This window comes from Xylophilus rhododendri (assembly GCF_009906855.1).
Lineage (GTDB): Bacteria > Pseudomonadota > Gammaproteobacteria > Burkholderiales > Burkholderiaceae_C > Xylophilus > Xylophilus rhododendri.
Window position 1 is genome coordinate 2023119 of record NZ_CP047650.1, and the last position, 19774, is coordinate 2042892.

Sequence of the window (19774 nt, forward strand, 5' to 3'; positions counted from 1 at the left end):
CACGAGACCCCCATGGCAAGCACTTCCGACAAGGTCATCATCTCCTGCGCGGTCACCGGCTCGGTCCATACGCCGACCATGTCCGAATACCTGCCGCTGACCCCCGACGAGATCGCCGAACAGGCGATCGCGGCGGCCGAGGCCGGCGCGGCCATCCTGCACCTGCATGCACGCGATCCGCGCGACGGCCGGCCCTCGTCCGACCCCGCCGTGTTCGACCAGTTCGTGCCGCGCATCCGCGACGCCACCGACGCGGTCATCAACATCACCACCGGCGGCAGCACCCGCATGACGCTGGAGGAGCGCCTGGCCTATCCGCTGCAGGCCAAACCCGAGATGTGCTCGCTCAACATGGGCTCGATGAACTTCTCCATCCACCCGGCGGCGCGGCGCGTGTCGGAATGGAAATACGACTGGGAGCAGGCCCATGTGGAGGGCATGGAAGACCTGATCTTCCGCAACACCTTCCGCGACATCAAACACATCCTGAAGGTGCTGGGCGAGGACTGCGGCACCCGCTTCGAGTTCGAGTGCTACGACCTGGGCCACCTCTACAACCTGGCGCATTTCGTGGACGAGGGGCTGATCCAGGGGCCGCTCTTCATCCAGAGCATCTACGGCATCCTCGGCGGCATGGGCCCCGACCCGGAGAACCTGGTCACCATGCGCAGCACGGCCGACCGGCTGTTCGGCCGCGACGGCTACCGCTTCTCCATCCTGGGCGCCGGCCGCCACCAGATGCGGCTGCTGACCATGGGCGCGGTGATGGGCGGCAATGTGCGGGTGGGCCTGGAGGACAGCCTCTATCTCGGCAAGGGCCAGCTCGCGAAGACCTGCGCCGAGCAGGTGCAGAAGATCCGCCGCATCCTGGAGGAACTCTCGCTGGAGATCGCCACGCCCGACGAGGCCCGCGCCACGCTGGGCCTGAAGGGCCGGCACGCCGTGGGCTTCTGAGCCCGGCCGCGGCCGCACGGTAGCCGCCCCGCACATCGGCGACGGCGGATCGGTGTGGCGCCTGCACATTGGTTGGCGGACCGGGCGGCGGGAAACTGCCCTGCCCCCATTACTAAGAAGGCAGGAGACATATGAAAACCGGCATCCACAGACTGGCGCTGCTCGCCACCGCCTGCGCCAGCACCAGCGCGGTCTTGCTCGCATGCGGCGGCGGCGGCAATACCACCGTCGCACCGGCCGCTGCCGCGCCGGACGGCCCCGGCATCGTGGCGCCCGGCCAGCAGGCCACCCTCAGTTGCGCGCAGCTGCAGGGCATGGCGATCGCCGCGGCGGCCATCGGCCTGCCCACCTCCGGCGCGACCGTGACGGCCACCCGCTCGGTGGCGGCCAGCGGCAGCGGCGCCGCCGCGCTGCCGGCCTACTGCGAGGTCTCCGGCCAGATCGCGCCGGTCGACCCCACCGCGCCCAACATCCTCTTCCAGGTCGGCCTGCCGGAGACCTGGAACCGGAAGGCGGTGATGCTCGGCGGCGGCGGCTTCGACGGCACCATCCCCAGCATCAAGGGCAATGTGCCCAACGGCCCGGCCGACCAGCTGACGCCGCTGGGCCGCGGCTATGTGACATTCGCCAGCGACTCCGGCCACCAGGCCAATGCGCTGGGCTCGCAGGACGGCCGCTTCGGGCTCAGCGACGAGGCGGTGCGCAACTTCGGCGGCGATGTGCTGAAGAAGACCCGCGACACCGCCATGGCCATCGTCCAGGCGCGTTATGCCGCCAGCCCGGTGAAGTCCTATTTCGCCGGCGGCTCCACCGGCGGGCGCGAGGCGCTGGCCGCCATCCAGCGCTGGCCGGCCGACTGGGACGGCGCCATCGCCTGGTACCCCGCCTGGAACGACGCCGCCGCGCTGCTCGGCGGCCATCGCATGAGCCGCGCGCTGGCGCAGCCCGGCGCCTATCCCAGTGCCGCCAAGCGCCAGCTGCTCTACCAGGCGGCGATGGAGGCCTGCGATGCGCTGGACGGCGCCAGCGACGGGCTGATCGCCAACCAGAACCTGTGCAACGCGCGCTTCGATCCGGCCACCGCCACCGTGGGAGGCGCTCCGCTGCGCTGCGCCGGCGGCGCCGACACCGGCGACGGCTGCCTGTCGGATGCGCAGATCGCCGCGATGAACACCATCAACACGGCCACCCGCTTCAACTTCACCCTGGCCAGCGGCGAGACCGGCTACCCGGGCTACAACATCTGGGGCGCCGACCCGGGCATCAGCACCCGCACATCGGCGCTGGAGCCCACCGTGACCTTCCTGGCCTTCGGCACGGTGCAGCCCGCGATGCCGATGCCCGCCGGCGCGCCCTACATCAGCACCTTGACGGACCAGTGGATCAAGTACTTCGTCACCCGCGACGCCAGCTACGACTCGCTGTCGCTGGACCCGGAGAACCCGGGCGCCTGGGCCGGCCGCATCAGCGCGCTGAGCACCCAGCTCGACACCAGCACCGACATCTCGGCCTTCCAGGCGCGCGGCGGCAAGCTGCTGCTGGCCCACGGCCTGGCCGACGTGCTGGTGAGCACCCGGGCCACCGAGCAGTACTACCAGCGCCTGCAGTCGGCCATGGGACCGTCGCGGGTCGATTCCTTCGTGCGCTACTACGAGGTGGCGGGGCTGGGCCATGCGGTCAGCAGCGTGTTCAACGCGACCTGGGATTCGCTGACCGCGCTGGACCAGTGGTCCTCCACCGGCAGCGCGCCCAGCGGGCAGGTCACGACCGATACGGCCGGCGTGCCGGGCCGCACGCGGCCGCTCTGCGACTATCCGAAATGGCCGCAGTACCGGGGTTCGGGGGATGTGAACCTGGCCGCCTCGTTCCAGTGCGTGGACTGAACGCACAGCCTCAGACGTCCAAGCGGCGCTCGCTCATCCACTTCACCATGGCCGGGTCGCGGTGCGAGAAGAAGCTGCTCGCCGCGGTCTCCAGCGTGGCGATGCGGGCGATGTCCGCGTCGTCCAGCTGGAAGCCGAACAGGTCGAAGTTCTCGGCCATACGTTCCTTGCGGACCGACTTGGCGAGGGACACCACCCCACGCTGCACCAGCCAGCGCAGCACCACTTGGCCGACGGACTTGCCGTAGCGTCCCGCGATGCTCAGCAGCACCTCGTTCTGGAACAGCCCGTTGCGGCCTTCGGCGAACGGCGCCCAGGCCTCGGCCTGCACGCCGTTTTCGCGCATGAAGGACAGGGCTTCGTCCTGCTGGTGGAAGGGGTTGATCTCGATCTGGTTGACCGCCGGCTTCACCGTGTTGAAGCCCATGATGTCCATCAGCCGGTCCGGCTGGAAATTGCTCAGGCCGATGGCGCGCAGCTTGCCGGCGCGGTGGGCCTCCTCCATCGCGCGCCAGGAGCCGTGCACATCGCTGTAGGGCTGGTGGATCAGGTAGAGGTCCAGGTAGTCCAGTTGCAGCCGGTTCAGCGACTTGTCGATGGCCAGGCGGGTGCGTTCGTAGCCGGCGTCCTGCACCCAGAGCTTGGAGGTGACGAAGAGATCGCCGCGCGCCACGCCACTGGCGCGCAGGCCGCGGCCGACGGCCTCCTCGTTCAGGTAGGAAGCGGCGGTGTCGATGAGGCGGTAGCCCACGTCGATGGCATCGAGCACGCTGCGCTCGCACTGCGCGGGGTCGGGGATCTGGAAGACGCCGAAGCCCAGGAGGGGCATCCGGGCGCCGGTGTTGAGGGTGACGTATTGCATGTGGCTTTCCTTAGCATGGTGCCGATGGCCGGCAAGGCATGGGGAAAGTCTAGAAGGCCCATTCGCATGCGAATAGACCCGGATCGCTTGCTGGATTGGCAAGCATCACTTGTTTCTGGTTCAAGCGGAAGCGGCATTCCCGACGGGTCGCGCGATGCCTACAGTGACGGGCATTCCCAGGAGAAAACATGAAGAACGTCATCGTCGTCATCGGGGCCGGTTCGATCGGCCAGGCCATCGCACGGCGGGTGGGCGCCGGCAGACACGTATTGCTCGCGGACCTGGACACCGGCCATGCCGACGCCGCCGCCCGGGTGCTGGACGAGGCCGGCTTCGAGGTGAGCACCACGGCGGTCGATGTGTCCTCGCGCGCATCGGTCGAGGCGCTGGCGGCGCTGGCCACCGGCCTCGGCGACATCGTCGGCGTGATCCATGCGGCGGGGGTCTCGCCGACACAGGCGGCGCCCGCCACCATCCTGGCGGTCGATCTGTACGGCACGGCACTGGTGCTAGAGGCTTTCGGCATGGTCATCGCACGCGGAGGCTCCTGCGTGGTGATCGCCTCGCAGTCGGGCCATCGCATGGGCGCCCTGACAGCCGAGCAGGACCGTGCCCTGGCGACCACGCCGGCCGACGCGCTGCTGGCGCTGCCGATGCTGCAGCCCGGGCAGGTCACCGATGCGCTGCATGCCTACCAGCTGTCCAAGCGCGGCAACTCGCTGCGGGTGAAGGCCGAGGCGGTCCGCTGGGGCAAGCGGGGCGCTCGTGTCAACACCATCAGCCCCGGCATCATCATGACGCCGCTGGCCAAGGACGAGCTTTCCGGCCCGCGCGGCCCCGGCTACCGCCGCATGCTGGAGCTGTCCCCGGCCGGCAGGGCCGGCACACCGGACGAGGTTGGCGCGGTGGGCGCCTTGCTGATGGGCCCCGACGGCGCCTTCATCACCGGCAGCGACTTCCTGATGGACGGCGGAGTCACCGCCTCGTACTTCTACGGCGAACTGGCGCCGCCACAGGCCACGGCCGCCGCGTGAAGCGGGCGTGCCATACCCGCCCGGCTGGTCACCAGACCCCGATTGATACATCATGGTTTGCTTGTCGATCAACCCGGGCCAGAGGCTCTTGAAACCGTGGCCTTCAATGAACTCCGAGCCATCGCCACCTTCGTCAAGGCAGCGGAACTGGGCAGCCTGCGCAAGGCGGCCGCCGCGCAGGGCGTGACGCCCCAGGCGGCCAGCCAGTCGCTGAGCCAGCTGGAGTCGCATCTGGGGGTGCGGCTGTTCCATCGCACCACCCGCAAGCTGAGCCTGACGGAGGAAGGCGAGGCATTTCTCTCGGCCGCCAAGCCGGGGCTGCACACGCTGGAGCGTGCCCTGCACGGCGCCCGCCAGGGCAGCGATGGCGTGGCCGGGCCGCTGCGCATCGTGGGTCCGCGCTCGACCATGCTGCAGGTGCTGCCGCCGGTCCTGCAGGAGTTCTGCCAGCTCCATCCGGAGGTGCGGCCGGATGTCCAGCTCGACGACATGCTGGGCAACTGGGTGGAGAGCCGGGTGGATGTGGGATTCCGGGCCGGCAGCCCGCCCGACAACGGCGTGATCGCCCGCCGCCTGATGCCGCTGCAGCTCATCGTCTGCGCATCCCCGGCCTACCTGCGGGCGCATGGCGCGCCGGCCAGCATCGACGACCTGGCCCATCACCGCTGCAGCGGCTTCCGGTCGCCGCAGATACCGAACGTCCGCGCCTGGGACTTCCAGGTGGGCGACGAGATCGTCTCGCGCACCATTCCCGCCGTGTTCACCACCAACGACCTGGACGTGGAAGCCAGCGCCGTGGTGGCCGGAGAAGTCATCGGCCAGATCGACGGCGTGACGGCCACCCCGCTGGTGCGCAGCGGCGCGCTGGTGCCGGTGCTGGGCCAGCACATGGTCGACCACCTGGGGCTCTACATCTATTACGGAAGCCGGGTGGCGCTGCCCCGGCGGGTACGTGCCTTCATCGACCTGGCGGTGGAACGCCTGGTGGACAACGACCGGTTCTTCCTGCATCCGCACGAACTGCAGCCCGGGCTGGCCGCGAAGAAACCAAGGCGCCGGTCGGCGTGAGATGCAGAGGAAATGGTGCCGCTTGTCGGAATCGAACTGACGACCTACCGCTTACAAGGCGGTTGCTCTACCAACTGAGCTAAAGCGGCGGGGTGGCGGGCATTTTATGCGAAATGGCGGCCACCCCATGCCGACCTATCGGCCGGAAGAACGCTGCCCGCCGCTGCGCCGTGTGGCCAGGCCGGCCAGCAGGTTGCGGGTGGCGTCGGCCACATGGAGCAGGGGCGAGGACAGCTGCGGCGCCGCTCTTTCGGCGCCCTGCTCCGGCAGCGCATGCGGCATGCGGGGCGGCGCGCTGCGCAGCACGAAACGACCTTCGCTGTGGCTGGTGTTGCCTGCCGCGTCGGTGCAGGCCATGACCACCGTCTTGAAGCCCTCGGCGCCCAGGTGCAGGGTGCCGGAACCGGGCAGGGTGACGGCGGTGTCCAGGCTCCAGCGGCCCTGCTCGTCCGCCTGCGCGCGGAACACCGCGCCGCCCACGCCGACCATCACGCTGATGCCCGGCTCGGCGGTGCCGGCCAGGACCGGCGTGGCGGATCCCACCACCAGCGATTCGAGCACCGGCGGCTGCGGCGGCCGGGTGTTCAGCGTGAAGACGCCGGCCACGCCGCAGCTGTGGCCCTGGGCGTCGATGCTGGTCACGACCAGGCGCTTCTCGCCGTCTTCGCCGAGGTCGAAGCTGCCGGACATGGGCGCCACGGAGGCGGTGTCCAGCGACCAGGTTCCCGCCGCGCTGGCCGTGACGCAGAACAGCGCACCGCCGACCCCCACCATCACCACGCTGCCCGCCTGCGCGGTGCCGCCCAGCAGCGGCGTGCGGTCGTTGGTGGCCTGGCCGAAGAAGCTGGGCGCCTCGGCCGGATCCAGGCCGCCGCCGGCGTAGGGCCGGCCCGCCGGTATCCAGCCGCCGCCTTCCAGCACCACGCCGGGGGAGTCGTCGAAGCCGGCCATCTCGACCACCGTCTGGCCATCGACCTGGATGATCATGGCGGGGCCGTCGCGTTCGGTGTCCCATGCACTGCCCAGCGGACGGACGGTATCCGCGGCCAGGCCCAGGTGCGCATCGGCCTGCGGTCTGACCCGGCCGGGCTCCCCGCCTGCCAATTGCATTTCCGGGCAATGGAATGCCTGCGCAAGACCTGCGTTGACAATCTCGATATGCATGCTGCCTCCAAGCTGCTGATTGAGGGTTAGGAACGCGACGAAACCGAGGATCAGGAAGAGACCCCGCTTTCGCCCTTCGCCGTGGTGCGGCGATAGCGGGGGGCGGCCTGGCCCGAGACGATGGACTGGCGCACGATGCGCGCGCGCTGCCGGGCCACACGCTTGCGCTCCAGCCATTCGGCCAGCAGGCCGCGGCCGCCCTCCTTGGCCGACTGGACCAGGATGCGCAGGGCACGCAGCGCCAGGCCCACGGCCGCCAGGGCGATCGCCAGCGCGAGCGCGATCAACACATGGTCCGCGGTGAGCGGCAGCGAGGGCAGGCAGATCGCACCGGCGAAACAGCATTTGCCATTCGAGCCCGCATTCGGAGAAAACCAGGCATATCGGATCGTGCTAGGCATAAGGACGTCTGGAAAAAGGCCGCAGTGGATTCAGGTAAGCCACTCGGTCGTGGCGTGTGTCTTCGTTTCCAGAAAGATTAACGCAGCCGCCAACCTCGCAACCATTAGGTCGTGCACCTTTCAAATAATACAAATACAATATATTTGTACAATGCGATACATTTATATGGAATATTCTCGCACCGAGTGGGCGAGTGTTCGCATTCTCCGAAAACATCGCGTTTGCGCGAGAATCCGGCGCCCAAACCGGCACGGCGATGCAGGCCTGGGGATTCGACTCCACAGCCCGCGCATTAATCGCAATGCAGCAAAACCCTGTTGGTTACTTGTTGCGTTTCAAAACGGGAAAAAATGCCGCTCAAGCGCACGGCGCCTGGACAGACGGCCTCGGAGGCAGGCTGCTCAGGCGCCGTGGAAGGCGCGTCTTACTTGACGCGCTTCAGGCTGGGACGGCTGCCACCGCCACCGGGACGGGGCGGCTCCTGGCCCTCCTCGGGGCCCGGCGCGGCATCGGACAGGGGTTTGTCCGCGGACACGGCGGCGTCGCGGCCGCCGTCATCGCTCGCCACCAGTTGCACGACACGGTTTTCCGTCTCGTCCACCGTGGTGTTGCCCAGCCCGTTCGGCACCGGCTGGGGGGTGGCCGGCTGCGGCGCGTCCAGCAGGGGAAAGGCCATGCCCTGGCCGTTTTCCCGTGCGTAGATCGCCATCACCCGGCCGACCGGCACCATGATCTCGCGCGGCTTGCCGGCGAACCGTGCCTTGAAGGTGATGAACTCGTTGCCGATCTGCAGGGCGCTGGTGGCGTCGTAGCTGATGTTGAGCACGATCTCGCCATCTTTGACGTATTCGCGCGGCACCTGCACGCTGTCGTCCACGGCCACCGCCACATACGGGGTGAACCCGTTGTCGCTGCACCATTCGTACAGCGCTCGCAGCAGATAAGGGCGCGTGGAAGGAGATTCCAGGGCGTTCATGCCGGTATCCGTATTACTTGCGCATGACCTTTTCGGAGGGCGTCAGCGCTTCGATGTAGGCCGGGCGCGAGAAAATGCGTTCGGCATATTTCAGCAGCGGCGCGGCATTCTTGCTGAGGTCGATGCCGTAGTAATCCAGGCGCCACAGCAGCGGGGCGATGGCCACGTCGAGCATCGAGAAATTCTCGCCCAGCATGTATTTGTTCTTGAGGAACACCGGGGCCAGCTGCGTCAGGCGGTCGCGGATATGGGCGCGGGCCTTTTCCAGCGCCTTCTCGTTGCCCTTGACGGCGCGCGCTTCGAGTGCGCTGACGTGCACGAAGAGTTCCTTCTCGAAGTTCAGCAGGAACAGGCGCACGCGGGCACGGTCGACCGGGTCGCCGGGCATCAGCTGGGGATGCGGGAAACGCTCGTCGATGTACTCGTTGATGATGTTCGACTCATACAGGATCAGGTCGCGCTCGACCAGGATCGGCACCTGCCCGTAGGGGTTCATCACATTGATGTCTTCGGGCTTGTTGTAGAGGTCGACGTCGCGGATCTCGAAGTCCATTCCCTTTTCGAACAGCACGAAGCGGCAGCGATGGGAGAAAGGGCAAGTCGTTCCGGAATAAAGCACCATCATGGCGGGAGGCTCCTGAAAATCGAAGGAGCGGGCATTGTGTAATGCCCGCTCCCGGGGGGAAAAGCCGCGCGGGCCGAAAGCCCGCACGAATGCGTTGAAAAACTAGCGCACCGCGCGCCAGTACGAAGCGTTGAGCCGCCAGGTGATGAAGGACAGGATCGCCAGGAATATCAGAACCCCCACGCCCACCCGGATCCGGGTGTTGGCTGCGGGCTCGCCCATCCACTGGAGATAGTTGACCAGATCGCCGACCGCCTGCTCGTATTGCAGGGGCGTCATTGTGCCCGGAGTGAGTTGCTCCCATCCAGCGACCGCCTGAACCTTCTCTCCATGCTCTTCGCGTTCTTCGTACACCGGACGACGCTGGCCCTGCAGTTGCCAGAGGGGATTGGGCATGCCGACATTGGGAAATGCCAGGTTGTTCCAGCCCGTGGGGCGCGTGTCGTCGCGGTAGAAGCTGCGCAGGAAAGTGTATAGGTAGTCGGGACCGGTGCCGCCGTGGCCCGATCGCGAGCGGGCGATGACGGTGAGATCGGGCGGGTTCGCGCCGAACCAGTCCTTGGCCTGCTTGGGGTCGATGGCCGACTTCATGGTCTCGCCCACCTTGTCGGTGGTGAACAGCAGGTTGGCCTTGATCTGCGCCTCGGTCAGGCCCAGGTCGGTCAGGCGGTTGTAGCGCATGAAGGCGGCCGAGTGGCAGCCGATGCAGTAGTTGACGAAGAGCTTGGCGCCGTTCTGCACCGACTGCAGGTCGGTGGTGCGGTCGGGCGCCTTGTCCCAGGCATAGCCGCCCTCTTCGGCCCGGGCGGATGCGCCCAGCGCCAGGGCCAGCACTGCGATCATCGTGAGGATGGTTTTTTTCATGTGCGGGTGTCCGGCTCTGCTCAGTGGGCGTGGAAGACCACCCGGTCCGGCGGCGTCTTGAAGCTGCCCTTCTGGCTCCACCAGGGCATCAGCAGGAAGAAGCCGAAATAGAAGAAGGTGCCGACCTGCGCGATGCGCCCGCCCAGGTCCGAGGGCGGCTGCACGCCCAGGTAGCCCAGCACCAGGAAGTTGACGACGAAGACGCCGTACACCCACTTGTGCCAGTCGGGCCGGTAGCGGATCGACTTCACCGGGCTGTGGTCCAGCCAGGGCAGGAAGAACAGGATGACGACCGCGCCGCCCATGGCCAGCACGCCCCAGAACTTGGCGTCGATGTTGAGCATCATGGCCACCACGCCCAGCGCCACCAGGCCGATCAGCACCTTGAAGAACAGCGCCATGCGGCTCTTGATGGCCACGAACACCGTGGCGCCCACCACCGCGGCGATCAGCGCGTACATCATCTCGCTGGTGATGGCGCGCAGCATCGAATAGAAGGGCGTGAAGTACCAGACCGGGGCGATGTGGTTGGGCGTCTTCAGCGAGTCGGCGGGGATGAAGTTGTTGTACTCCAGGAAGTAGCCGCCGGCCTCGGGCGCGAAGAAGATCACCGCGGTGAAGGCCATCAGGAAGACGCTGACCGCGAAGATGTCGTGCACCGAATAGAAGGGATGGAAGGGAATGCCGTCGAGCGGGATGCCGTTCTCGTCCTTGTGCTTCTTGATCTCCACGCCGTCGGGATTGTTCGAGCCCACCTCGTGCAGCGCCACGATGTGCGCCGCCACCAGGCCCAGCAGCACCAGCGGAATGGCGATGACGTGGAAGCTGAAGAAGCGGTTGAGCGTGGCATCGCTCACCACGTAGTCGCCGCGGATCAGCAGCGCCAGGTCGGGGCCCACGAAGGGAATCGCCGAGAACAGGTTCACGATGACCTGAGCGCCCCAGTAGGACATCTGGCCCCAGGGCAGCAGGTAGCCCATGAAGGCCTCGGCCATCAGGCACAGGAAGATGGCGCAGCCGAACAGCCAGACCAGCTCGCGCGGCTTGCGGTAGCTGCCATACATCAGGCCGCGGAACATGTGCAGGTAGACCACGATGAAGAAGGCCGATGCACCGGTGGAATGCATGTAGCGGATCAGCCAGCCCCAGGGCACGTCCCGCATGATGTATTCGACCGAGGCGAAGGCGAGCGTCGCCTCGGGCTTGTAGTGCATCACCAGGAAGATGCCGGTGACGATCTGGATCACCAGCACCAGCAGCGAGAGCGAGCCGAAGACGTACCAGATGTTGAAGTTCTTGGGCGCGTAGTACTCGCTCATGTGCTCCCGGTAGAGCTTGCTGGCCGGGAAGCGGTTGTCCACCCAGTTCAGCAGCTTGGCGCCCGCGGGAGCGTTCGGGGAGATCTCCTTGAATTCAGACATCGTGCGGGCCCCTCAGGCGTCTTTTTTGTCTTCGCCGATCAGCAGCCGCGTGTCGCTCAGGTAGACATGCGGCGGGATGGGCAGGTTGTCGGGTGCGGGTTTGTTCTTGAAGACGCGGCCGGCCAGGTCGAAGGTGGAGCCGTGGCAGGGGCAGAGCCAGCCGCCCGGCCAGTCGCCGGGCAGCGAGGGCTGCGGGCCGGCCTGGAACTTGTCGGTGGGCGAGCAGCCGAGGTGCGTGCAGATGCCGACCACCACCAGGATCTCCGGCTTGATCGAGCGGTGTTCGTTGCGGGCGTATTCGGGGGTGAACTCGTCCGGATTGCGCTTGGATTGCGGATCGGCGAGCTGGCCGTCGTGCTTGGCCAGGTCGGCCACTTCGGCGGCCGAGCGCTTGACGATCCAGACCGGCTTGCCGCGCCATTCGACGGTGATCTTCTCGCCTTCCTTCAGGCCGGCGATGTCCACCTCCACCGCCGCACCGGCGGCCTTGGCCTTTTCCGAGGGCTGGAAGGTGCTGACGAAGGGCACGGCGGTGGCCACGCCGCCTATTGCGCCCGCACAACCCGATGCGATGAGCCAAACCCGTTTGCCGCTGTCGATCTGTTTGCTGTCGACCACTGATGCACTCATGGATTTCCTCGAATGTTCATCGCTTATGGGGGGAGTCAGCCGAAGATTGTAGGTGCGCAGCAACGCTCGCAGACCGCGTGGTAGCCCTTATACGGCGCGGCTTTTCAGGCGGCCAGCAGGCGTGCCAGACGCACTGCGGCGAGCAGGCTGGAGGCGTCGGCGCGGCCGCTGCCGGCCAGGTCGAAGGCCGTGCCGTGGTCGGGGCTGGTGCGCACCAGCGGCAAGCCCAGGGTGACGTTCACGCCCTGCTCGATGCCCAGGTACTTGACGGGGATCAGGCCCTGGTCGTGGTACATCGCCACGACCGCGTCGAAGCCCCCAGGCTGGCCGTGTTGGGCGCGGGCGCGCATGAAGATGGTGTCGGGCGGATAGGGGCCGGACGCCTGGATGCCCTCGGCCTTCGCGGCGGCGATGGCCGGGGCGATGGTGTCGATCTCCTCCCGGCCGAACAGGCCGCCCTCCCCCGCATGGGGATTGAGCCCGGCCACCGCCAGCCGGGCGGGCCGGCCCAGCATGCGCGACAGGGAGGCGTGGCTGATGCGCAGCGTCTGCAGCACGTTGTCGAAATCGACCGCGTCCAGCGCCCGCCGCAGCGACATGTGGATGCTGACCAGCACGGTGCGCAGCTCCTCGTTGGCCAGCATCATGCGCACCGGCACCTCGGCGATGCCGCGTCCCAGGTGGGCGGCCGCCTCGGCCTGCAGCAGTTCGGTATGGCCCGGGAAATCCACGCCGGCCGCCGACAGCGCCTCCTTGTGCAGCGGCGCGGTGACCAGGGCGGCGATCTCGCCGCGCAGCGCCGCGCGGGCGGCCCAGGTCACGGCCTCGGCCGCCTGGCGCCCGGCCTCGGCGGAGATCTCACCCCAGGCGACCGGCCCCTGCGCCCGCACCACCGGCAGCACCGGCAGGCAGCGCGGCGGCACATCCCAGGCTTCTGCCGCCGATTCCAGCAGCGCCACCGGCAGGCCGGGCGTGCCCCAGCAGGCGGCGGCGCGGCGCAGCACGTCGGGATCGCCCACGGCGAAGCAGCCGCGCATCTCCTCGGCATGGTCGCGGAACAGCCGGGCGACGATCTCGGGGCCGATGCCGGCGGGGTCGCCGGCCGTCACGGCGATGGGCAAGGGATGGGCGGATTTCATGCGGGGTTGTCGATATCGATGAAGGTATGGCGCAGCCCCAGCTCCGCCGCCACATGGCCGGCCACGGCGGGTGCGCCGTAGCGCTCGCTGGCATGGTGGCCGCAGGCGATGAAGGCCACGCCCAGTTCGCGGGCGTAGTGGGCCTGCGGTTCGGAGATCTCGCCGGTGACGAAGGCGTCCGCCCCGGCGGCGATGGCGGCCTCGAAAAAGCCCTGCGCGCCGCCGGTGCACCAGGCGACGCGGCGGATCGGCCCGCGGACAGGATCGACCAGCGTCACCGGCCGCTCCACCACCCGCTCCACATGGCGGGCCAGCGCTGATGCGTCCTCGAAGTGCGTATCGCCGATGCTGCCCAGGTCCTGCTCGCCGAAATGCCCGTCGGCCACCCAGCCCAGGCGGGCGCCCAGCTGGGCGTTGTTGCCGAACTCCGAATGCCCATCCAGCGGCAGGTGGTAGGCGAAGAGGCTGATGTCGTGCGCCAGCAGCAGCGCCAGCCGCTGCTTGAGCCAGCCGGTGACCCGGCCGTCGTGGCCGCGCCAGAACAGGCCGTGGTGCACGAAGACCGCGTCCGCCCGGGCGTCGATCGCCGCCTCGATCAGCGCCCGGCTGGCCGTCACGCCCGAGACGATGTGGCCGATCTCCGCGCGCCCCTCCACCTGCAGGCCGTTGGGGCCGTAGTCCTTGAAGCGGGCGGGTGACAGCAGGGCGTCGAAGCGCCGCAGCAGCGCGTCGCGGCCGGCGGTACGGCCGCTGGGAAGGGGGTCGTGGGCTTGCATGGCGGGGATTGTCTCCGAGCGTCCCGGTACTCCCCGTTTCGCGGACAATCGCCGATTGCCTTTTTCCACCGCCACGGCCAACGCCCACCCGACTTCATGAAACGCACCTGGCTGCTGTTCGCGCAAACCGTCACCATCCTGCTCGCGGCCTATTTCGTGGTGGGCACGCTCCATCCGCAGTGGCTGGGGCGGCCGCAGTTCGGCGGCGGCGTGGTTTCGCTGCTCGAAGCGCCCACCACGCCGCTGTCGGCGCCGGAGCCCGGCAGCCTGTCCGGCGCGGCCAAGAAGGCGGCGCCGGCCGTAGTCAGCATCACCACCAGCAAGGCCGCGGTGCGCAATCCGCGCATGGACGACCCCTGGTTCAAGTTCTTCTTCGGCGACCAGGGCCAGTCGCCGCAACAGCAGCAGGCCGGCCTGGGCAGCGGCGTGATCGTCAGCCCGGACGGCTACATCCTCACCAACAACCATGTGGTCGAGGGCGCCGACGAGATCGAGGTGCTGCTGGCCGACAGCCGCCAGGCGCGCGCCAAGCTGATCGGCACCGATCCGGAGACCGACCTGGCCATCGTCAAGATCGACCTCGACAAGCTGCCCATCATCGTGCTGGGCGACTCCGACCGCATCGACGTGGGCGACCGGGTACTGGCCATCGGCAACCCCTTCGGCGTCGGCCAGACCGTCACCAGCGGCATCGTCAGCGCGCTGGGCCGCAACCAGCTGGGCATCAACACCTTCGAGAACTTCATCCAGACGGACGCGGCCATCAACCCGGGCAACTCGGGCGGCGCGCTGGTGGATGTGCACGGCAACCTGCTGGGCATCAACACCGCCATCTTCTCGCGCTCGGGCGGCAGCATGGGCATCGGCTTCGCCATCCCCGTCTCCACCGCCAAACGCGTGCTGGAGAGCATCGTGCGCGACGGCCGGGTCACCTACGGCTGGATCGGCGTGGAGCCGGGCGAGCTCTCGCCGGAAGTGGCGCAGACCTTCGGCGTGAAGGCCTCCCAGGGCGTGATCATCACCGGCGTGCTGCAGGGCGGCCCGGCGGCGGCGGCCGGCGTGCGGCCGGGCGACGTGATCGTGAAGGTGGGCGAGAAGCCGATCGCCAACGTGGCCGAACTGCTTTCCTCGGTCGCCGCCTTGCGGCCTGGCACGCCGGCCGCCTTCGGCCTGATGCGGGGCGACAACACGCTGGACCTGTCGGTCACGCCCGCCGTGCGCCCGGCGCGCCAGCGCGGCCAGCTGCAGCGCCAGCAGCCAGAGGAATAAACGCCAGAACCCCGGTTTTGCAGCGCATCCGGGGCCAATAACGCAGCGCAACGGCCTGTCATTGGGACAGGCCCGGGGTGTACGCGCATACGCGCCGGATAGAATCCGCGGTTCGCTTTTGCCGCGACTCTCTCCAAGGAAGACATCCCATGACCTCGATTTCCCTCCAGCGCCGTGCCCTTTACGCCCTGATGGCAAGCGTCGGCCTGGTGAGCCTGGCACCGGCCGCCCAAGCCGCCGACATCAAGATCGGTGTCGCCGAAGCCCTGTCCGGCGGCGCCGCCCAGTACGGCATCGCCATCCGCAACGGCTTCCAGCTGGCGGCCGACGAGATCAATGCCGCCGGCGGCATCAACGGCAACAAGGTCGCCCTGGTGATCGAGGACGAGCGCGGCAACAAGGAAGAGGCGATCAACGTCTTCAAGAAGCTGATCTTCCAGGACCAGGTCCTGATGGTGTTCGGCCCCACCCTGTCGAACTCGGCCCAGGCGGCCGACCCGATCGCCCAGGCCTCCAAGACCGTGGCCTTCGGCACCTCCAACACCGCCGACGGCATCACTTCCATCGGCAACTTCGTGTTCCGCAACTCGGTGACCGAGGCCGACGTGCTGCCCGAGACGCTGAAGATCACCGCCGCCAAGACCGGCCTGAAGAAGGTCGCCGTGCTCTACGGCAACGACGACGTCTTCACCAAGAGCGGCTACGACAACTTCAAGAAGGCGCTGGAAGACCTGAAGATCCCGGTCACCACCACCGAGACCTTCGCCAAGGGCGACGTCGACTTCAAGGCCCAGCTCACCAAGATCAAGGCCACCAACCCCGACGCCATCGTGCTGTCGGCGCTGATCGCCGAAGGCGCGCCCATCATGGTGCAGGCCCGCCAGATCGGCCTGAACGTGCCCATCATCGGCGGCAACGGCATGAACTCGGTCAAGATCTTCGACCTGGCCAAGGAAAAGGCCGAAGGCCTGTGGGTGGGCAGCCCCTGGTCGATCGAGAACCAGACCGATCAGAACCGCAAGTTCATCGTCGCCTACACCGCCAAGTTCAAGGCCGCGCCCGACCAGTTCGCCGCGCAGGCCTACGACGCTCTCTACATCGCAGCCCAGGGCCTCAAAAAGGTCAAGCTGTCGGGCTCCGTGCCGGCCGACCGTGCCGCGCTGCGCGACGCCCTCCCCTCGGCCAAGTGGACGGGTGCCACCGGCACCTTCGAATTCACCCAGGCCAAGGATCGCGCCGGCAAACCCGCCGGCTACGACGCCAAGCAACAAGCCATCGTCAGCGTGACCCGCGGCGGCAAGTTCGCGATCGAAAAATAAGAGACTTCTCGCAGCGAATGGACGGCTCCTGACGGCGCCGTCCTTTTGCATTTCTGGCTCTTGCCTTATCTGGCGCCGCGAACGGCGGCGCTACCGCAGGATTTCCATCGTGCTGGAACAGCAGTTAATCAATGCCTTGTCGCTGGGGTGCGTGTATGCGCTCTTCGCGCTCGGCTTCACCCTCATCTTCGGCGTCCTCGGCGTCATCAACCTCTCGCATGGGGCGGTCTTCATGGTCGGCGCGTATGCCGCCGTCGAGGCCATCACCCACCTGCACCTGCCGCTGTGGGCGGGCCTGGCCTTCTCCTTCCTGGTCTGCGGCGTGCTCGGCGTGCTGATCGACGTGCTGGTGCTGCGGCCGCTCAGAAAGCGCAACGCGCCCCACCTGATCCCGATGATCGCCAGCATCGGCGTGGCCATCGTGCTGAACAACGGCGTGCAGGGCCTCTTCGGCGCGGAGAACCTGCGTTTTCCGGCCGGCATCGTCTCCACCGATTCGATGGACCTGGGCGGGCTGCACCTGACGGCCCTGGAGCTGGGCATCATCCTGCTGTCCTTCGTGCTGATGGCCGTGCTGATGGTCACGCTCAAGCGCACCCAGCTCGGCCGCGCACTGCGCGCGATCGCCGAATCGCCCAAGGCGGCCTACTTGGTGGGCATCAACGTCGAGGGACTGTTCCTGCTGACCTCCTTCGTCGCCGCCGGCCTCGGCGGCGTGGCCGGCGTGCTGATCGGCCTGTATTCCAACGCGCTCTTCCCGCTGATGGGCCAGCCGATGCTGCACAAGGGCATCGCGGTGATCATCCTGGGCGGCATGGGCGACATCCGCGGCGCGATGCTGGGCGGGCTGTTCCTGGGCTTCGCCGAGGTGCTGTCGGTGGCCTATATCGGCTCGAACATGCGCGATGCGGTGGCCTTCGGCCTGCTGTTCCTGGTCCTGCTGGTACGCCCCAAGGGCCTGTTCGGCACGCTGCAAGAACGGAAGGTCTGAGCGATGGCCTGGTTCGACAACTTCTGGGCGGTCTACAGCAACCTGGTGCTGGGCCTGGGCATCAACGCCCTGCTCGCGCTCTCGATCTACCTGACGCTCTCCTGCGGCATGCTGGCCATGGCCAATGCCGCCTTCATGGGCATAGGCGCCTACACGGCCGCCTTGCTGACCATGAACTACGACACGCCCTTCCTGGTCTCCATCCTGGCCGGCATGGTCGCGCCCGCGGTGGTCGCCTTCCTGATCGGCAAACCCACGCTGCGCCTGTCGGGTGTGTACCTGGCGATGGCGACGCTCGCCTTCGGCGAGGTGGTGCGCATCGTGGTGCTGAACACCGAGTCGATCACCGGCGGTGCGCTGGGCCTGAACGGCATCCCGCAGTCCACCCAGTGGTGGCATGTGGTGGCGGCGCTGGTCGCGGTGCTGGCCGTGCTGTGGCGCCTGCGCCATTCGCGGGTGGGCCGGGCCTTCGAGGCGATCAAGGAAGACGAGACCGCCGCCGGCCTGATGGGCATCGACGTGGGGGCGCACAAGATGCTGGCCTTCGTGCTGGGGGCTTCCATCGCCGGCCTGGCGGGCACGCTCAACGCGCATCTGACCTTCTTCATCGGCCCGAACGAGTACGGCTTCGACCGCGGCGTGGACATCCTGACCATGGCCATCCTCGGCGGCATCAACAGCCTGGCCGGCCCCGTGCTGGGCAGCACCATCCTCACGCTGCTGCCGGAGCTGCTGCGCGGCTTCTCGGACTTCCGCCTGATGGTCAACGGCCTGATCCTGGTGCTGATCGTGCTGTTCCTGCCCAAGGGGCTGTGGGATCCGGCGCGCATCCGCCAGTGGTTCGGACGGGGAGGGAAAGCCGCATGAGCGCGAACCTCGAACTCAAGAACATCTCCCGCCACTTCGGCGGCCTGAAGGTGCTGCAGGACGTGAACCTGAAGATCCCGCAAGGCGGCATCTTCGGCCTGATCGGACCCAACGGCGCCGGCAAGACCACCGTGTTCAACCTGATCACCGGCCTCTTGCCGCCCACCTCGGGCACCATCAGCTTCGACGGCCGCGACCTGGCCGGCCAGAAGCCCTACGAGATCACCCGCGGCGGCATCGCCCGCACCTTCCAGAACATCCGCCTCTTCAAGGAGATGAGCCTGCTGGAGAACGTGATGGTGGGCATGCATGCCCAGCTGCGCTACGGTAACTGGGGCCTGCTGGCGACTTCCGGCCTGTTCCGCAGCGAGGAAAAACGCGCCCGCGAACGCGCGCGCGAGCTGCTGTCCTGGATGAAGCTCGACCACAAGGCCGAGGACACCGCCGACAACCTCTCCTACGGCGAGCAACGCAAGCTCGAACTGGCGCGTGCGCTGGCCACCGAGCCCCGCCTGCTGCTGCTCGACGAGCCGGTCGCCGGCATGAACGCCAACGAGAAGACCGACCTGATGCGCGAGATCGAGCAGATCAGCGCACGCGGCTACACCATCTTCATGATCGAGCACGACATGCGTTTCGTGATGGGCCTGTGCCAGGAGATCGCAGTGCTGAACTTCGGCCGCATCATCGCCCAGGGCGACGCGGACCAGATCCGCAACGATCCCCAGGTGATCGAGGCCTATCTGGGCCGCGAGGACGACGAGCCGGAGGCCGCAGCATGAACGACGCCGTGACGAACAAGACCATTCTCTCGGTCGAGGGCCTGAAGGTCTCCTACGGCCATATCGAGGCTGTGAAGGGCATCGATTTCGCGCTGCAGGAAGGCCGGATCACCACCCTGGTCGGCGCCAACGGCGCCGGCAAGTCGACCACGCTGCTGGCCCTGTCGGGCCTGGTGAAGAAGGCGGCCGGCAGGATCGTCTTCGACGGCCAGGACATCGGCTCGCTGGCGCCGCACCGCATCGTCGGCGGCGGCCTGGTGCAGGTGGCCGAGGGCCGCGCCACGCTGACCACGCTGACGGTGCACGAGAACCTGGAGCTGGGCGCCTACACCCGCCGCAACCGCGCCGAGCGTGCCCAGGACCTGGACTATGTCTACGGCCTGTTCCCGCGCCTGGCCGAGCGCCGCGCGGGCCTGGCGGGCAATCTGTCGGGCGGCGAGCAGCAGATGCTGGCCATCGGCCGCGCGCTGATGGCACGCCCGCGGGTGCTGCTGCTGGACGAACCCTCGATGGGCCTGGCGCCCATCATCGTGCAGGACATCTTCCGCACCCTGCGCACCATCAACCAGGGCGGCCTGACCATCTTCCTGGTGGAGCAGAACGTGCGCCAGGCGCTGAAGATCGCCGACCGGGGCTACGTCATCGAGACCGGCAAGATCGTGCTGGCCGACTCGGGCGCCGCGCTGCTGGGCAATCCCAAGGTGCAGGACGCCTACCTGGGCGGCTGAGCCCCGCGTTGGCGGGCATA

20 protein-coding genes and 1 tRNA gene are annotated in these 19774 nt (G+C 67.8%); 10 read left to right on the forward strand and 11 right to left on the reverse strand.

Features of this window, described 5'->3' with window-relative positions; all coding sequences use genetic code 11:
• Nucleotides 1–12: 12 nt before the first annotated feature.
• Together GT347_RS09290 and GT347_RS09295 are read left to right on the forward strand one after the other, a co-directional pair.
• Entirely contained in the window at nt 13–954 is a 942-nt protein-coding gene (locus GT347_RS09290) for a BKACE family enzyme (protein WP_160551682.1), read from the forward strand.
• Between the two features lie 131 nt (nt 955–1085).
• Complete coding sequence (locus GT347_RS09295; RefSeq protein ID WP_160551683.1) at nt 1086–2837, forward strand: tannase/feruloyl esterase family alpha/beta hydrolase; 1752 nt, start codon at nt 1086–1088, stop codon at nt 2835–2837.
• Between the two features lie 10 nt (nt 2838–2847).
• Here the strand turns inward: GT347_RS09295 and GT347_RS09300 are convergent, their stop codons facing one another.
• On the reverse strand, nt 2848–3699 hold the full coding sequence (locus GT347_RS09300) for an aldo/keto reductase (protein ID WP_160551684.1): 852 nt from the start codon (nt 3697–3699) through the stop codon (nt 2848–2850).
• A gap of 188 nt (nt 3700–3887) precedes the next feature.
• Here GT347_RS09300 and GT347_RS09305 point away from each other — a divergent pair, with 188 nt between their 5' ends.
• Nucleotides 3888–4733 (forward strand): SDR family oxidoreductase, encoded by an 846-nt coding sequence (locus GT347_RS09305; protein WP_160551685.1) that lies wholly within the window; start codon nt 3888–3890, stop codon nt 4731–4733.
• A gap of 96 nt (nt 4734–4829) precedes the next feature.
• Complete coding sequence (locus GT347_RS09310) at nt 4830–5801, forward strand: LysR family transcriptional regulator (protein ID WP_160551686.1); 972 nt, start codon at nt 4830–4832, stop codon at nt 5799–5801.
• Between the two features lie 13 nt (nt 5802–5814).
• Here GT347_RS09310 and GT347_RS09315 read toward each other — a convergent pair.
• From GT347_RS09315 to GT347_RS09360, 10 genes are all read right to left on the reverse strand, one after another.
• Nucleotides 5815–5890: transfer RNA gene (locus GT347_RS09315), tRNA-Thr, on the reverse strand.
• A gap of 46 nt (nt 5891–5936) precedes the next feature.
• On the reverse strand, nt 5937–6965 hold the full coding sequence (locus tag GT347_RS09320) for an Ig-like domain-containing protein (RefSeq protein WP_160551687.1): 1029 nt from the start codon (nt 6963–6965) through the stop codon (nt 5937–5939).
• A 50-nt stretch (nt 6966–7015) separates the two neighbouring features.
• Nucleotides 7016–7366 carry a hypothetical protein gene (locus tag GT347_RS09325; RefSeq protein WP_160551688.1) on the reverse strand — a complete coding sequence of 117 codons (351 nt, stop codon included), beginning with the start codon at nt 7364–7366 and terminating at the stop codon, nt 7016–7018.
• 425 nt (nt 7367–7791) lie between these two features.
• Nucleotides 7792–8343 (reverse strand): ClpXP protease specificity-enhancing factor, encoded by a 552-nt coding sequence (locus GT347_RS09330; RefSeq protein ID WP_160551689.1) that lies wholly within the window; start codon nt 8341–8343, stop codon nt 7792–7794.
• 13 nt (nt 8344–8356) lie between these two features.
• The gene (locus GT347_RS09335; protein ID WP_160551690.1) at nt 8357–8968 is read right to left on the reverse strand and encodes a glutathione S-transferase N-terminal domain-containing protein; all 612 of its coding nucleotides are present in this window, start codon (nt 8966–8968) and stop codon (nt 8357–8359) included.
• Nucleotides 8969–9070: 102 nt separating this feature from the next.
• Nucleotides 9071–9832 carry a cytochrome c1 gene (locus tag GT347_RS09340; RefSeq protein ID WP_160551691.1) on the reverse strand — a complete coding sequence of 254 codons (762 nt, stop codon included), beginning with the start codon at nt 9830–9832 and terminating at the stop codon, nt 9071–9073.
• A 20-nt stretch (nt 9833–9852) separates the two neighbouring features.
• Nucleotides 9853–11253: a cytochrome b gene (locus GT347_RS09345; RefSeq protein ID WP_160551692.1), complete on the reverse strand. Its 1401-nt coding sequence runs from the start codon at nt 11251–11253 to the stop codon at nt 9853–9855.
• A 12-nt stretch (nt 11254–11265) separates the two neighbouring features.
• On the reverse strand, nt 11266–11883 hold the full coding sequence (petA, locus tag GT347_RS09350) for a ubiquinol-cytochrome c reductase iron-sulfur subunit (protein ID WP_160551693.1): 618 nt from the start codon (nt 11881–11883) through the stop codon (nt 11266–11268).
• Nucleotides 11884–11987: 104 nt separating this feature from the next.
• Nucleotides 11988–13022: a 4-hydroxythreonine-4-phosphate dehydrogenase PdxA gene (gene pdxA, locus GT347_RS09355; RefSeq protein ID WP_160551694.1), complete on the reverse strand. Its 1035-nt coding sequence runs from the start codon at nt 13020–13022 to the stop codon at nt 11988–11990.
• Nucleotides 13019–13798 (reverse strand): Nif3-like dinuclear metal center hexameric protein, encoded by a 780-nt coding sequence (locus GT347_RS09360; protein WP_160551695.1) that lies wholly within the window; start codon nt 13796–13798, stop codon nt 13019–13021. Before GT347_RS09360 ends, pdxA begins: the two co-directional genes overlap by 4 nt.
• A 96-nt stretch (nt 13799–13894) precedes the next feature.
• Between GT347_RS09360 and GT347_RS09365 the strand changes: the two genes are divergently transcribed.
• The 6 genes from GT347_RS09365 to GT347_RS09390 all read left to right on the forward strand — a co-directional run bounded on the left by GT347_RS09365 (nt 13895) and on the right by GT347_RS09390 (nt 19754).
• Nucleotides 13895–15067 (forward strand): S1C family serine protease, encoded by a 1173-nt coding sequence (locus GT347_RS09365; protein WP_160551696.1) that lies wholly within the window; start codon nt 13895–13897, stop codon nt 15065–15067.
• A gap of 191 nt (nt 15068–15258) precedes the next feature.
• The gene (locus GT347_RS09370; protein WP_160555285.1) at nt 15259–16386 is read left to right on the forward strand and encodes an ABC transporter substrate-binding protein; all 1128 of its coding nucleotides are present in this window, start codon (nt 15259–15261) and stop codon (nt 16384–16386) included.
• 109 nt (nt 16387–16495) lie between these two features.
• Nucleotides 16496–17377, forward strand: coding sequence for a branched-chain amino acid ABC transporter permease (locus tag GT347_RS09375; protein ID WP_160551697.1), 882 nt, complete (start codon nt 16496–16498; stop codon nt 17375–17377).
• 3 nt (nt 17378–17380) lie between these two features.
• On the forward strand, nt 17381–18244 hold the full coding sequence (locus GT347_RS09380) for a branched-chain amino acid ABC transporter permease (protein WP_160551698.1): 864 nt from the start codon (nt 17381–17383) through the stop codon (nt 18242–18244).
• Nucleotides 18241–19026, forward strand: a complete 786-nt coding sequence (locus GT347_RS09385) for an ABC transporter ATP-binding protein (protein ID WP_160551699.1) — start codon at nt 18241–18243, stop codon at nt 19024–19026. The genes GT347_RS09380 and GT347_RS09385 overlap by 4 nt, the downstream gene beginning before the upstream one ends.
• Nucleotides 19023–19754, forward strand: a complete 732-nt coding sequence (locus GT347_RS09390; RefSeq protein WP_160551700.1) for an ABC transporter ATP-binding protein — start codon at nt 19023–19025, stop codon at nt 19752–19754. The genes GT347_RS09385 and GT347_RS09390 overlap by 4 nt, the downstream gene beginning before the upstream one ends.
• Nucleotides 19755–19774: the final 20 nt, after the last annotated feature.